The sequence below is a fragment of the Neobacillus niacini NBRC 15566 genome, assembly GCF_001591505.1.
Classification (GTDB): Bacteria; Bacillota; Bacilli; order Bacillales; family Cytobacillaceae; genus Neobacillus; species Neobacillus niacini.
Map to the genome: position 1 here is coordinate 102,036 of NZ_BCVA01000002.1, position 14,823 is coordinate 116,858.

Annotated in this window: 15 protein-coding genes and 1 riboswitch; of the genes, 11 read left to right on the top strand and 4 right to left on the bottom strand. The window is 36.8% G+C overall.

The window, feature by feature from the left end; translation table 11 throughout:
- The first annotated feature begins 92 nt into the window (after positions 1-92).
- The 5 genes from BANA01_RS02425 to BANA01_RS02445 all read left to right on the top strand — a co-directional run bounded on the left by BANA01_RS02425 (position 93) and on the right by BANA01_RS02445 (position 4,712).
- The gene (locus tag BANA01_RS02425) at positions 93-1,190 is read left to right on the top strand and encodes an SDR family oxidoreductase (protein ID WP_063251499.1); all 1,098 of its coding nucleotides are present in this window, start codon (positions 93-95) and stop codon (positions 1,188-1,190) included.
- 110 nt (positions 1,191-1,300) lie between these two features.
- Positions 1,301-1,774 carry a hypothetical protein gene (locus BANA01_RS02430; RefSeq protein WP_063251500.1) on the top strand — a complete coding sequence of 158 codons (474 nt, stop codon included), beginning with the start codon at positions 1,301-1,303 and terminating at the stop codon, positions 1,772-1,774.
- 237 nt (positions 1,775-2,011) lie between these two features.
- On the top strand, positions 2,012-2,794 hold the full coding sequence (locus BANA01_RS02435; protein WP_268875048.1) for a DUF5667 domain-containing protein: 783 nt from the start codon (positions 2,012-2,014) through the stop codon (positions 2,792-2,794).
- A gap of 128 nt (positions 2,795-2,922) precedes the next feature.
- The gene (gene sigI / locus BANA01_RS02440) at positions 2,923-3,669 is read left to right on the top strand and encodes an RNA polymerase sigma factor SigI (RefSeq protein ID WP_063251502.1); all 747 of its coding nucleotides are present in this window, start codon (positions 2,923-2,925) and stop codon (positions 3,667-3,669) included.
- A 14-nt stretch (positions 3,670-3,683) separates the two neighbouring features.
- Positions 3,684-4,712 carry an anti-sigma factor domain-containing protein gene (locus BANA01_RS02445; RefSeq protein WP_169803639.1) on the top strand — a complete coding sequence of 343 codons (1,029 nt, stop codon included), beginning with the start codon at positions 3,684-3,686 and terminating at the stop codon, positions 4,710-4,712.
- Positions 4,713-4,758: 46 nt separating this feature from the next.
- Here BANA01_RS02445 and BANA01_RS02450 read toward each other — a convergent pair whose 3' ends face one another.
- Together BANA01_RS02450 and BANA01_RS02455 are read right to left on the bottom strand one after the other, a co-directional pair.
- A complete protein-coding gene (locus BANA01_RS02450; RefSeq protein WP_063251504.1) occupies positions 4,759-4,956 on the bottom strand; it encodes an alpha/beta-type small acid-soluble spore protein in 198 nt (65 codons plus the stop codon).
- A 116-nt stretch (positions 4,957-5,072) separates the two neighbouring features.
- Positions 5,073-5,423: a DUF3905 domain-containing protein gene (locus tag BANA01_RS02455; protein WP_063251505.1), complete on the bottom strand. Its 351-nt coding sequence runs from the start codon at positions 5,421-5,423 to the stop codon at positions 5,073-5,075.
- A gap of 127 nt (positions 5,424-5,550) precedes the next feature.
- Here BANA01_RS02455 and BANA01_RS29805 point away from each other — a divergent pair, with 127 nt between their 5' ends.
- On the top strand, positions 5,551-5,712 hold the full coding sequence (locus BANA01_RS29805) for a hypothetical protein (RefSeq protein ID WP_169803640.1): 162 nt from the start codon (positions 5,551-5,553) through the stop codon (positions 5,710-5,712).
- Complete coding sequence (locus BANA01_RS30515; RefSeq protein ID WP_268875047.1) at positions 5,712-5,846, top strand: hypothetical protein; 135 nt, start codon at positions 5,712-5,714, stop codon at positions 5,844-5,846. Before BANA01_RS29805 ends, BANA01_RS30515 begins: the two co-directional genes overlap by 1 nt.
- Before the next feature lie 24 nt (positions 5,847-5,870).
- Here the strand turns inward: BANA01_RS30515 and BANA01_RS02460 are convergent, their stop codons facing one another.
- On the bottom strand, positions 5,871-7,613 hold the full coding sequence (locus BANA01_RS02460; protein WP_063251506.1) for a B12-binding domain-containing radical SAM protein: 1,743 nt from the start codon (positions 7,611-7,613) through the stop codon (positions 5,871-5,873).
- A 303-nt stretch (positions 7,614-7,916) separates the two neighbouring features.
- Here BANA01_RS02460 and BANA01_RS02465 point away from each other — a divergent pair, with 303 nt between their 5' ends.
- The 3 genes from BANA01_RS02465 (at position 7,917) to BANA01_RS02475 (ending at position 12,451) form a co-directional block, all read left to right on the top strand.
- Entirely contained in the window at positions 7,917-8,930 is a 1,014-nt protein-coding gene (locus BANA01_RS02465) for a 2-oxoacid:acceptor oxidoreductase family protein (RefSeq protein ID WP_063251507.1), read from the top strand.
- Entirely contained in the window at positions 8,930-11,224 is a 2,295-nt protein-coding gene (locus BANA01_RS02470; RefSeq protein ID WP_063251508.1) for a thiamine pyrophosphate-dependent enzyme, read from the top strand. The genes BANA01_RS02465 and BANA01_RS02470 overlap by 1 nt, the downstream gene beginning before the upstream one ends.
- 174 nt (positions 11,225-11,398) lie before the next feature.
- A complete protein-coding gene (locus BANA01_RS02475; RefSeq protein ID WP_063251509.1) occupies positions 11,399-12,451 on the top strand; it encodes an ATP-binding protein in 1,053 nt (350 codons plus the stop codon).
- 35 nt (positions 12,452-12,486) lie between these two features.
- On the opposite strand, the gene BANA01_RS02480 is transcribed toward BANA01_RS02475, so the two are convergent.
- Complete coding sequence (locus tag BANA01_RS02480; protein WP_063251510.1) at positions 12,487-13,269, bottom strand: carbon-nitrogen family hydrolase; 783 nt, start codon at positions 13,267-13,269, stop codon at positions 12,487-12,489.
- A 115-nt stretch (positions 13,270-13,384) separates the two neighbouring features.
- On the opposite strand from BANA01_RS02480, the gene BANA01_RS02485 reads away from it, so the two are divergent.
- Positions 13,385-14,563 carry a pyridoxal phosphate-dependent aminotransferase gene (locus BANA01_RS02485; protein WP_063251511.1) on the top strand — a complete coding sequence of 393 codons (1,179 nt, stop codon included), beginning with the start codon at positions 13,385-13,387 and terminating at the stop codon, positions 14,561-14,563.
- Positions 14,564-14,640: 77 nt separating this feature from the next.
- Positions 14,641-14,749, top strand: a riboswitch (SAM riboswitch).
- The last annotated feature ends 74 nt before the right edge of the window (positions 14,750-14,823 follow it).

The window sequence follows — 14,823 nt, forward strand, 5'->3', positions numbered from 1 at the left end:
AGAAAATTCAGATAAATTTCTTGACTATTATTTTCAAAACAACTTACAATGAGTACAAATGTCAACTTAACATATTCTGGGAGGTAATAGAAATGGATTATAACTATTTTTTTACAGGATTTCCGGGTTTTATCTGCAATCAATTAATTCGGGAAGTTTTAAAAAGGAATGAAAGGAAAGGAATTATTTACGTATTAGTTCTTCAAGGCATGATGGATAAAGCAAGGAAAGAACGACATGCTATTATTACAGAATTAGGTCTAAAGGATGATTCTTTTATCCTTATAGAAGGGGATATCACCCAGCCCTCACTCATGATTTTTGAAGATAACCTTGTTATTCTAAACAAAAGGGTAACCCACGTTTTTCATCTTGCGGCTATTTATGATTTGGCAGTACCAAGAGATATTGCTTTAAGAATTAATGTGAATGGGACTAATAATGTGAATGAGTGGGTGCGAGGGCTTACTCGCTTAAAACGTTATGTCTATTTTAGTACGGCATATGTTGTGGGAAAACGAGAGGGAAATCTTTTAGAGACTGAACTTATTCGTCCTGCAAGTTTCAAAAATCATTATGAAGAAACAAAATATGAGGCGGAAGTCTTGGTTGAAAATTTAAAAGAAGAAGTCCCAATTACAATTATTCGTCCTGGGATTGTTAAAGGTCATTCACAAACAGGAGAAACAATAAAATTTGATGGTCCATACTTTATGATGAATTTTTTGGAGAGATTAAAATACCTCCCACTCCTCCCAAAATTGGGAAAGGGCGAAGCTTATGTTAATTTGGTCCCAATTGACTATATCATAGCAGCCACAGTATATCTCAGCTTTTTAGAAAATGGTGTCGGTAAGACATATCATTTGACTGATCCTCGTCCCTACCGTGCATCAGAAATATACACCTTTTTGATGGAGGAATTACTTAACAAGAAACCAATAGGCACACTCCCAATATCAGTTGGCAAATGGTTTCTTTCTATAAAGCCAATGAGAAAGTATCTGGGTGTTGAAAAAGAAGCACTGGATTATTTTACGTGGATGGGTCATTTTGATTGTACACAAGCAGTCCATGACTTAGAGGGGTCAGGAATTAAGTGCCCTGATTTTAAGGATGGTATAAAGTCAATGACTGCTTTTTACTTAAAACAAAAGGATAATCCAAACTATCAAATACCCATTTTATGAATTTAACATAAAGATACTATTCAAAAATATTTCTTATATACCTCGTTTATTCAGACGTTTACTGGTAAAACTAATTTGGAAGTAACTTACAGTAGAAACGAGATAGAGAAATGAAAAAAATGAGTAAATTAGAAGCTGTTTTATGGAGTATAGCCTTTCCGGGATTCAGCCAGCTATTAAGTGGTCAGTACATTAAAGGTATTTTCTTTGTAATTTTAGAATTTATGATAAATGTGAATAGTCATTTTAATAGTGCGATTATGTACAGCTTCTTAGGTGAAATTAATAAAGCTGAATCCGTACTTAATTACCAGTGGCTAATGTTTTATCCATGTGTTTATATGTTTGCAATGTGGGATGGTTATCGTTCAGCAATGCCGAATGAGGAAAAGTACTCTTATTTACCTTTTGTATTTTCCGCTTATTTTGTCACGGTAGGATTAATGATTTCACCAAAGTTCACGATTTTTAATATTCATCCAGGACCTGTTTTTTTACCTATGTCATTTGTCATTCCGGGGGTACTCACTGGTTTCTTGATAAAATGGATTTTACAAATTCGAGAAAAGAAGCTTCAAAGCTGACACAGTTTTGAAGCTTTTTTATGGAAATTTTTGATGTGCCCCCATAAACCGCTTTTAATATAACGTAAATCTTTAGTGTTAGCGGTCGTTCAATAATAATGAGGTGAACAAGTTGAAAAAGCATACCAATCCATTAAAAAAATTTTCAAAGGTGCTCTCGCAATAATTGTTACAAGTGCAGTTGTATTTCCTGCTACAAATGTTTTTGCTGATGAAACGACCAGCGAGCCACCAATAATAGATCTCGAAGCAGATTCTCGCTCTAGTGATAAAGAACAAACACCTTTACTATTACCAGGGGATTTCTTTTATTTTTCGAAGTTATTATTAGAAAAAATTCATCTTGCTCTTACTTTTGATGATATAAAAGAAACAAAATTAATGGCTGAATATGCAGGGGAACGACTTGCAGAGGCTGAAGCCTTGTTTACTGAGGGTAATGAAGAAGAGGCAGTAGAAACGATGAAAAAAGCAATAGATCATATAGACAAAGCAGAAGAACATGTCACCAATGTTGAGGAAGAGGCTTCGGAGGAAATAGTAGTAGATGAATTAAATGAAAACAAAGGATGCAGTTTCACAAAATATTATCGCTCTTACTGCTGCAATGGAAAAGGTGAAAAATCAGTTGCCAAAGCTGCATTGCAAAGGAATATTGAAAAAAGCTATGCAAAGCTTGCCAAGAAAATGGAAAAGCGGGAAAAGAAACAACAACAAAAGAACTCTGAATTTCAGAATGAAGAATCAGCAGCTCCTTCTGAACTTGACCCTAGCATGGAAACCACTTCTCCTAAAAGAGATGAAGAAATAACACCTGAGGTTTCCTCGCAAGTAACCACACAACCAGCAATGAAGGAGATTCAACAAACAGCAGTACAAGAGAAAAAATCAGCCAAACAAGAACTTCAACAACAAAGGATTGAAGCAAGAGAAGCAGTTAAAGAAAAAAAGGAAGAAATGAAGCAAGCAGCAAAAGAATGGAAGCAACACAGTAAAAGAAATAACGATAAAGGAAATTAATAGAAACATAGCAACAATAAACAGGAAAACACAGCCCATCTTGGTGCATTTTTTTCAGTTTGCTATTACCTCCAAAAAATCCAATTTGTCAGCCTTATGGTATAATTGGTTCTTAGAGAGGTGAGGCAATGCTAGGTTTATTGTTTTTAACCAAAAATAAAAAGCGTACTTTAGAAGAGTCGGTCCGATTAATTCAACAAGGCGACCACTTTTTACTTAATGAAATTATAGAGGCTTATAAGCCATTTATTGCAAAAAACGTATCTTCCGTATGTAAACGATATATTTATGATACCGACGATGAATTTAGTATTGGTCTAATTGCATTTAATGAAGCAATTGAAAAATATTCAGCCGAGAAGGGCAGTTCCCTGCTTAGTTTTGCTGAAGTGATTATAAAACGAAGGGTAATTGATTATATTCGGAAGCAAACAAAAGACCAGCATGTTAGTATTGATTTAACTTATTCTTCCATTGAGGAAGAATCAGCAGGCATGGTTATTGTAAACGAGCTGTCACTTGAGGAATATAAGAAAAAGTCGGACGAAGAAATTAGGAAAGAAGAAATAATCCAATTTCAGACATTATTAACATCATTTGATTTAAGCTTCAGCGATTTAGTTGAGAATTCACCAAAGCATGCTGATGCAAGAGAGAACGCCATTAAAGTCGCAAAGCTATTAGTTGAAAATAGGGAATTAAGGGACGCTTTATTTGAGAAAAAGCGTCTTCCTATAAAGCAGCTAGAAAAAATGGTGAATGTCAGTAGAAAGACGATTGAACGGAACCGGAAATATATTATTGCAATTTCACTTATATTATCGAGTGACTATGTTTATTTAAATGATTATTTAAAGGGGGTGCTAGAGACATGAGAAGGGGAGTTGTAATGGAAGTTAATGATCCTTATGTAACATTTTTAACTTCTGAAGGAGAGTTCTTGCGTGCCCGTAAATTGGATAGGGTCTATTCTATAGGCGAGGAAATAGATTTTTTCCCTGTTACAGATTATTTACAAAGCACACCAACAGCATCTTTTAAAAACTTTTTTACTTTAAAAAAAGGTTGGATAGCGTTGGCTGTTCTGTTAATAAGTGTAGGCTCTTTTATACCAGTTTATCAAAGTAACAAAGCATATGCTTATATGTCGATTGATACTAGCACTAGTATTGAAATGGGATTAAATAAAGATATGCAGGTAGTTGAATTAAAGGGATTTAATAAAGAAGCAGAAAAAATTATTTCCAAAATAGATTGGAAAAAGATGGATGTTTCTGAGTTAACTACCATGATATTGACAGAATTAAAAGAAGATGGTTATATCACACAAGCTGAGCCAGTCTTAATTTCAACTGTTAAAACGGATAAGTTAAAAGAGAATGGATTAGTGAAACTTGAGGAAAATATCAAGCAGATTAAAGAAACGGTTGATAAAAATATTATAGAAGTAAATATGTATACAAGTACTCAAGAAGAAGTAGAAAAAGCTCAAGACTCAGGTGTTCCAGTCGGGCTCTATCATAAAAATAAAAATAAAAATAATTCCGCAAAAGATAAGGAATCAGAGGAAAAAGTTAAGCGGACAAAGGTGGAAAAAGTGAACCAAACAGATACGACTCCATCTGAGTCTTCATCTACTACAGCACTGCCTCCTGGCCAGCAAAAGAAACAAGAACAAGATAACAATCTTTTAAATAACAATCAACAGGTAAACCAAAACCAAAGTGAAACTATCCCAAATAGTCAACCTCTGCCAGCAGAGCAAGGTAATGGAAATCAGGCTGCACCTGGATTAAACAAAGATGGAAATGACAAACACGAACAAAATCAATGGAATCATAGACAGACCAACAAACAAGATAAACAGCAGCACAATAAGCAGCCTCAAACAAACAATCATGGGAAGAATAGCAAATAAAAAGTCCGGCAAAATGCCGGACTTTTTCCATGTTTATTCAGTTGTATTATTGTTGCTGTCCTGCCATTTGAGCCTGAGCTTGTTTTACTAATCTTTTCGTAATTTCGCCGCCAACAGAACCATTTGCACGGGACACTGTATCAGACCCTAAATTTACTCCAAACTCTTGGGCAATTTCATATTTTACCTGATCAAGGTATTGCTCTATTCCTGGAACTAATAATTTATTGCTGCTGTTAGTCATTTTTGTCAACTCCTTAAATATCTCTACAGAGATTTTTTCTCTGTAATTGTATTATGATTCAAATATTTATTTTCATAAGTGGAAATGTTTTGCGAATATGGAACGTTATAAATTAATCAATCGGTACCCTTGCTAACATCAATAGTGGGGTGCATAAAGGGATAGGCTTTGGGTTTCTTTTTATTTTCAAGCAATTCCCGATTTTCCGCAGTATTCCAGCCGATATCGTTTGTCGGGTGTACCCACTCCTCCCCTGCCATAATTTCAGGGTCAGTGTCTTCGGTCCAATTTTCCAACGGTGAGTTTGGGGAAGAATAGTTACTGTCACCAATTACCACCCCATGTTCATTCACAAATGGGGGCTTCATTTTAATTCCTGTACCCTCAAAACTTGGGGCATTAATTTGATGCGGCATTGTCTCATTGATTGTTACTTTTTCATCGGTTTTTTTATGTTCTTTGGTCATTTTCCTCACTCCTATTTTTCTTTATTTTTAGCTGGAAGGGCAAATTTATTTATGAAAAATAAGGAAGTGATTGATTTTCTGCTTTTGTAAAAACTAATCATGTAACATAAAAAGGGAGGCTGATAATATGGCTAAACGAAAAGCAGAACATGATGCTGTAAATAAATATTCCAAAACTCCTCATAAGAATGTGCAGGAAAGTGAATTTTCCGCAGAATATGCAGGGACAGAAGATGCCATTAAGGTTCAAAACCGTAATTCCAAGCTTGGAAAAAAAGGAAGAAGTTAATGAAAGATAAAAAAAGTCTCCAAAACACACGAGAGGAATTCAGCATTGAATTTGGCGACGTTAATGGTATAAAGCTTTATGAAGTACTCCAAACAAGGGACACCAATAAAAAGTCTTCCAAAAAAGAAAAATAAGCCGGCAGAATTGCCGGCTATTTTTTAAACTCTAAAAGGAAATATAATCGTTCCTTTATTGGACGGGTCAAAATAAGCTAATAAATAAGAAGGCTCTTTTACAATCTGACCTGATGTTAAGTAAGTGGACAGGTTAAAAGACATTTCTTCAATCATCGTATGCTTGTATAAATCTTTCTCATCAAGAGTCAGTTCCAAATAAGAATGTCCTAGAAGCGATGGATTTTCAATTATTTGCTTAAATAGTTCTGTTCTGGTCTGTTTATTTGAACTTTGTTCCCACCAAGGTTTGCGCGGTTTATACTTATGATTAATTAAATAATCATATTTCATCAGCCCGGCGATAATGTCAATGTCGCTTGCCGGTTTTGATTCTAGAAACGAAAATAATCTTCGAAATAAATCTTCTAATTGATGACCAATTCTGGACCATCCTTGCTCATCCCAATAAGTCCCGAACTCTTGGAAAAAGTCAAAAGGGGAAGGAAACACATTTGTAACTAAATATTCAATCGTATGATTCATTCGATGGTCATTCCAATATTTTTCTAGAACATCCTCCACCTGTTTAATTCTGAGAATATCATGAAATGGCAGAACATTATTCCCCAAAATTTCATAAGGCGATTGATCCATATAAATATAATCATGGTCTTCAGCACGAAGTCTAAGTCCAGTCCCTCTTAACATTTTTAAAAATCCTAACTGCAGTTCTTCTGGCCGGAGTTCAAAGACATCATTAAATGTTTTCCGAAAGGAGGCATAATCTTCCTCTGGAAGACCAGCAATTAAATCAAGATGCTGGTCAATTTTTCCGCCATCTTTCACCAAGGTGACCGTTCGCGTTAGTTTCTCAAAATTTTGTTTACGCATGACAAGCTCATTCGTATAATCATTAGTTGATTGTACCCCGATTTCAAAACGAAACAGCCCAGTAGGTGCTTCTTTATTTAAGAATTCGATAACTTCAGGTCTCATGATGTCTGCAGTAATCTCAAATTGAAAAACTGTTCCTGGCAGATGCTCATCTATTAGGAAACGGAACATTTCCATCGCATAGCTTCTGCTAATATTAAAAGTACGATCCACAAATTTAATCGTCTTTGCCCCGTTGTCCATTAAATATCGTATATCATTCTTAATTTTCTCTCTGTCAAAATAGCGTACTCCGACTTCAATGGAAGATAGACAAAATTGACAGCTAAATGGACATCCTCTGCTTGTCTCGATATACGTGACACGCTTTCCTAAATGAGCTGTATCTTCAGGAAATCGGTATGGAGAAGGAAGTTCTTTTAGGTCTAGTTTATTCATCTGAGGGGTGACCCTTACCTGTCCATTTTCACGGTAGGCGATTCCGGGAACATTTCTGTACTGTCCTTCTCCAGTCATTTCAGTTAACAACTGTTTAAATGAATGTTCTCCTTCTCCGATAATAATAAAGTCAACACCTGGAAGTTTTTCCATCCATTCTACCGTATCGTAAGTCACTTCAGGACCGCCTAAAACAATTTGGATAGAAGGATCGATTTTTTTCAGCATAGTGACTACTTTAATTGTTTCTTCAATGTTCCAAATGTAACAGCTAAACCCAATGACAGTTGGTTTTTGCTGATAGAGGTCAGAGACAATATTCATAGCGGGATCTTTTATTGTATATTCCTTCAGCTGGATATTGAATTCCGGAGCTGCGTAAGCCTTTAAATAACGGATTGCTAAATTTGTATGAATATATTTAGCATTTAAGGTACTACAAATAACGTTCATCGTAAAACTCCTTCAACAAAATAAAAACAATAGTATATTATACCCCATTTTTGAAAAAAAGGATAACTCAAGAAGTATGATATTACTGTTATACTACAGTATAACTTCTGTTATATAATCATTTTTCCACCAAAATCCATATAAATTAACGTTTTTTTTAAGTTGTTGAAAAGTGTTATAGAATTTTTTTGAAGATGTTTGATTTTTGTCACAGCGTGAAAAAAATAAATGTCCTACAATGAATGAGGGGAATTTATATTATATGTATTTTCAGTCTTTTTGAACAAGAAGGGGAGGGACACTATGTCTATATTACCGAAGAAAAATAATCTTGGTTTCTTTGAAATCCGCCTTGAATCAATTGGTGGTCTTGGAGCAAACTTGGCCGGAAAAATGCTGGCAGAAGCAGGAGTGCTAGGACTTGGTCTGAATGGATCTAATTTTTCATCTTATGGCTCTGAAAAGAAAGGATCACCGGTTAAAAGTTTTATCCGTTATTGTGACCCAGGAGTTGAAATAAGAGATCACAGCCCCATTGAGCAGCCGCATATTGTGGCAGTTTTTCATGAAGCACTTTATAAAACGGTGGATGTAGTCAGCGGTTTGAATGCTGATGGCATCGCCCTTGTAAATACCTCAAGAGAGTTCGATGAAGTGAGAAGGGATTTAAAATTAGAATATGGAACACTTGCGATAGTGGACGCATTAACCATTGCTGTTGAGGAAAAAACGAAAGTTAACACGGCAATGCTCGGTGCGTTGTATCGTATTTGTGATTTCCTAGACCCAGAATCAATGCGGAATGTCATCCGAAAAACATTTGAAAAGAAGTACCCTCATCTCGTTGAACCTAATATACGTACGTTCGATCGGGGTTATCATGAAGTACAATTTAAAACGTATGAAGTCCCTGAGGGTGCAGAAGGAAAAAGTTTTACACGACCACTTCCACAACTGGGATACTTGACACAGGAAATTGGCGGAGTTATGACAGCGCAAGCAAATAGTATTTTAAAAGATTTAAGCGGGTCGCGGCAAGGATTCCTTCCAGAATTTAAAAAGGATAAATGCATCCATTGTGCTGCTTGTGATAATGTCTGTCCAGACTATTGCTTCGTTTGGGAAGCCGGTGAAGATAAAAAGGGCAGAAAGCAAATGTTCCTTAAAGGGATTGATTATCAATATTGTAAGGGCTGTCTAAAATGCGTAGAAGCTTGTCCAACTGATGCACTAGGAGATCTTCGTGAAATGATTGGATATGCAGAAGCTAACCGCGTGAAACAGAACTTTCCTTATCTAGCAGGGGGGATTTCATAATGGCAATGGTAGAAGAACAACTAACGAAACCAGCAGTTGCTGAACAGCTTTCAACTTTTGAATCAGGAAATGAAATGGCTGCAATGGCTGCAGCACAAATCAATTATCATATTATGGGGTATTTCCCAATTACACCATCAACGGAAGTAGCTCAATTTTTAGACCAAATGAAAGCCCGCGGCGAACATGATATTAAGTTAATCCCTGCGGATGGTGAGCATGGTTCAGCAGGTATCTGCTATGGTGCTGCAGCTACAGGTGCCAGGGTCTTTAATGCTACTAGTGCAAATGGGCTTCTTTATATGATCGAACAGCTTCCTGTACAGGCCGGTACCCGTTTTCCAATGGTAATGAATCTTGTAACGCGTGCAGTCAGTGGACCACTAGATATAAGAGGCGATCATTCTGACCTCTACTTTGCTCTAAATACTGGCTGGGTCATCTTAACCGCCAGAACACCACAGGCCGTTTATGATATGAATATTATGGCACTTAAAATTGCAGAGCACTCAAAGGTGCGTCTGCCAGTAATCGTAGCCTATGATGGATTTTTTACATCACATCAAAAACGCCGGGTAGAATACTTTAAAGATAGAAAAGTGGTCCAACAATTTGTGGGTGTGTGTCCAACAGATTATCATTTTGCTAGAGATCCAAAAAAACCTGTCACGATTGGTGCACATATGAATGGTGATGATCTAATCAATAACCATTTCCAACAATCTGAAGCTATATATGCGGCTGGTGAGGTTTTTAGAGAGGTCGCGGCTGAATATGCCCGTATTTCCGGCCGTGAATATCCGGTATTAGATTTATATAAAATGGAAGATGCAGAAGTTGCATTATTCTTATTAAACTCTGCTGCTGAATCAGCAAAAGATGTTGTGGACCAATTACGTGCAAAAGGTATTAAAGCTGGTGTTATCAGCCCAAATATCATTCGTCCATTTCCAGCTAAAGAAATCCGTCAAGCGCTTAAAAATGTAAAAGCATTATTAGTAGGTGAGCGAGCAGATTCATATGGTGCTAATGGTCCTAACTTAACTCATGAAGTAAAATCAGCACTCCAAGAAGACAGAAATAATCAAACGATTGTTCTTAGCCGTGTTTTTGGTCTAGGAGGTAAAGATTTCTACGCAAGTGATGCTGAAAATTTCTTCGATATGACCATTGAAGCGATGGAAAAAGGATTTGCTGAAAAGCCATTTGATTATTACGGTCATGTACCGGGCAATCCGGAGAAAATCCTTAAGCCTGTAATCACACCGCAGCACGGTGATGTGTATAATTCTGGTTTAATAGAAGTAAAAATGGATGAAGAAACCAATAAACTTAAAGTGAAAATACCTCCGCTTCGTGCACTGACAACTAAACCGAAGCGAATTGCCTCAGGGCACGGAGCATGTCCAGGCTGTGGTATTTTTGCTGGGCTGGAACTATTCTTTAAAGGAATAGAAGGAGATATCGTTACATTATTCCAAACAGGCTGTGCATATGTAACGACGACCTCTTATCCGCACAGTTCCCATAAACAAACGATGATTCATAATCTATTCCAAAATGGTGCTGCTACGTTATCGGGAACATTAGAAGCATTCCTTGAATTAAAACGCCGCGGTGAAATTGAGGTTTCTGATGATGCGACGTTTGTTATGATTACCGGTGATGGCGGTATGGACATCGGTATGGGTTCTGCTATAGGTACAGCACTACGTGGGCATAAGCTAATTATGCTTGAATATGATAATGAGGGTTATATGAATACAGGCTCTCAAATGTCTTATTCTACACCAATTGGTCATATGACAAGTACGTCTGGTGTTGGTAAGGCACAAAAGGGAAAAGGATTCCATCATAAAGATACCGCGCAAATTATGGCGGCAACTAATATTCCTTACGTATTTACAGGCGCTGAAGCGTTCCCGCAAGACTTAATAAAAAAGGGTGCGAAAGCACAATGGTATGCACAGAATGTAGGAACAGTTTATGGGAAAATTCTTATTACCTGTCCGCTTAATTGGAAATCGGAAGACCGCTATGGGGCAACGATATTAGAACGGGCCGTAAATTCTTGCTTCTTCCCGCTGTATGAGGTCGAACAGGGGGTTACAAGCATTACTTACAACCCGGAAGATAAAAATAAACGAGTAGCTATTTCTGAATGGCTAAAATATATGGGTAAAACAAAACATCTGCTAAAAGAAGAAAACAACTCTATCTTAGAAGAATTTGAGGCAGAAGTAGAAAAAAGATGGCAGCGTCTAAAAGCAAAGCACGAAAATCCATTCCTTTAATTGATAAAAAGGTAAAGCAAATCATTATTTCGCTTTACCTTTTTTGGATTTTCCCAATCAGAATACCTAACAATGTCATTATTTTTCTGTCAAGTAAAAAGGATTTTCTATTATAATGTAGAATATAGGATAAATATAATTACCTTATTTTGGTTTCATGAGGCTGGTGTTTTAATGGAAAAGGAATTGCTTAAAAGCGAACAAAAATTCCGAAGGATCTTTGAAGATTCCATGGACGGACTTATTTTATGGGATGACATGTATAAAATTGTCGATACCAATTGTTCTGCCATGAGGATATTTGGACTTTCAAAAGATAAAATGGCAGGACGCTCTGTACTAGATTTATTTTGTCACTTAAGTGAGGAAATAATTAATCATTTTAAGCAGGTAACAAATAATGGTAAACAATGTTCATCCATGGTGATTGAAGGGACTGACGGGGTAGTAAGACATTTTGATTACTCTACAAAGCGCGGAATTATCGATGGATTGAATCTCACTGTTATTACAGATGTAACTGAAAAGGCCCAAATGCAAGAGCAGTTGAGGAAATCTGACCGACTAAACCTTATTGGTGAGCTTGCTGCGGGAATTGCCCATGAAATTAGAAATCCAATGACTGCTTTGAAAGGGTTTATTCAATTACTTGAGCCTAGTATTAAAGCCGAGCACTCTATGTATTATGATGTCATTACCTCAGAGTTAGCGAGAATTGACTCTATTATTAATGAATTCCTAATTTTGGCAAAGCCTCAAGAAACCAAGTATGAAGAGAAGGATATTTGTCAAATAATGAGGGAAACAGTGGATTTATTAAGTGCACAAGCGGTACTATATAATGTTCAATTTCATACTCATTATGAAGATAAATTAGAGTACGTTAATTGTGAACCAAACCAATTAAAAAAGGTTTTTATAAATCTTATTAAAAATGCAATTGAGGTCATGCCAAACGGCGGAGTAATTAAGATTTCGATAAGTACCATCAATGACCAATTTATACAGATATCGATTTGTGACCAAGGAAAGGGAATACCCTCTGATCAAATAAAAAAGCTTGGGGAGCCGTTTTACACGACCAAAGAAAAAGGTACGGGGCTTGGATTGATGGTAAGTTATCGAATTATCGAAGAACATAATGGAAGTATTGAAGTAGAGAGTAAAGAAGGGATAGGAACCTTATTTAAGATTAGGATACCATTGAATCATTTAGCTAAGGTATAGGAAAACCACTACCAATAAAGGAAGTGGTTTTTTTGTTAGTATAGATCTGGCCTTCTATCTTCAAAAATAGGGATTTGCCTTCGAATATCTTTTACGAGGTCTAACTCAATTACTGCAGACAATATCTCCTCACTTGCTCCTGCTTCAGCAATAACATCTCCCCAAGGATCAATAATTATCGAGTGACCTGCAAATTCATTATTTGGATCGGAACCGGATCGGTTGCAAGCAATGACAAAACACTGATTTTCAATTGCTCTTGCTATAAGCAGTGATCTCCAGTGCGATAAACGTGGAGCAGGCCATTCTGCAACAACGAATAAAGCTTCCGCTCCGTTTGCGGTATGTGCACGTATCCATTCAGGAAAACGAATATCATAGCAAATTACTCCGCCAAAAGTACGGCTATCCAATTCAAATAACCCTTTCTCCTTACCTGATTCTAGATAAAGATGTTCATTCATCAATTTAAAAAGATGTAATTTACTATATGAATGTACAAGCCTACCTTCATTATCAATAATAAGGAGGGTATTTTGAACTCCTAGATCACTTCGATTTGCCACTGAACCTCCAACAAAGTGAACTTGATATTTCCTCGCTGCTTTCTGTAAAAAATCAATGGTTTCTTCACCATTTTTGTCTGCAATTGTATCAAGTCGTGTCAAATCATACCCTGTTGTCCATAACTCCGGTAAAACAATAATATCTGGATTTTTCTTCATTGCTGTTTCGATAAGTTTTTCTGCGTGTTGGTAGTTTTTATTTGGGTCTCCAAAGGCAATGTCCATTTGCAAACATGTTATTTTAAATTTCACTTAACTTCACCTCATTTGAAATTTCGGAATTTTTTCTTTACAAGCTGTCTTAAAAGTTATATCATTTGTGACTAGAATTCAACAATAAAATGTACTAATTAAAGCAGGTGATATGATGAAACAATTTCCAACATCTCAAATTTTAAACAATCTTCCGAAACAGTTTTTTGCTTCTCTAGTTAAAAAGGTAGGAAAATACATTGAAGCAGGCTATGATGTAATCAATTTAGGACAAGGTAATCCCGATCAGGCTACCCCAAATCATATCGTGAAAAAAATGCAGGAAGCGTCTGCTAATCCTGCAAATCACAGGTATTCCCCTTTTCAGGGACACCGTTATTTAAAGCAGGCAGCCGCCGACTTTTACAAAAGAGAATATGACGTTACGATTGATGCTGACAAGGAAGTAGCCATTTTGTTTGGAGGTAAAGCTGGTTTAGTAGAAATTCCGCAATGCTTATTAGATCCAGGTGACACAATGCTTGTTCCTGATCCTGGTTATCCAGATTACTTATCAGGGGTAGCTTTAGCAAAAGCAGAAATGGTAATGATGCCGTTACGGGAAGCTAATAATTTCCTGCCTGACTATAATGAATTATCTTCAGAGGCGATTGAAAGAGCTAAATTAATGTTCCTTAATTACCCGAACAATCCAACAGGAGCTGCAGCCACGAAGGAATTTTTTGAGGAAACGGTCAAACTTGCAAGCCTTAATGATATTTGTGTGGTACACGATTTTGCATATGGGGCAATAGGGTTTGATGGAGTAAAGCCATTGAGCTTTTTACAAATTGATGGAGCAAAAGAAGTTGGGATTGAAATATATACTCTTTCGAAGACCTACAATATGGCGGGGTGGCGTGTCGGATTCGCTGTAGGCAATAGCAGTGTTATTTCAGCGATTGAGCTTTTACAAGACCACCTATATTGCAGCATATTTGGCGGCATTCAGGAAGCTGCAAGAGAAGCGTTAACCGGTTCGCAGGATTGTGTTCGAGAACTGAATCATCTTTATGAGCGTAGAAGAAATGTCTTAATAGACGGACTTCGTTCTCTCGGCTGGAATGTGACAGCGCCGAAGGGGTCATTTTTTGCTTGGTTAAAGGTTCCTGATGGGCTTACATCAACTGAATTTGCCGATCTCTTACTAGAACAAGCACATATTGCTGTTGCCCCTGGGATTGCATTTGGTGAATTAGGCGAAGGTTATGTCCGGGTTGGTTTGCTCACAAGTGAGGAGCGTTTAGGTGAAGCGGTTAGAAGAATTAGTGAGTTAGAAATATTCAAAAAATAGATTGACAAAAAATGTGATTCTTGGGATAATGCAAAATATAGTTTATCAACGTGATAACAATAAATAATACGATCGTTTTCTTATCGAGAGCAGGCGGAGGGAAAAGCCCTATGAAGCCCGGCAACCGACTTAACATTTATGTTAGGCACGGTGCTAAATCTTGCAGCACAAGCTGAAAGATGAGAAGATGTTAGTTTGCGATGCTAACCTCTTCTTTTTTTGGAAGAGGTTTTTTATGTTTTTTGAGAAAGGAAGAGTAA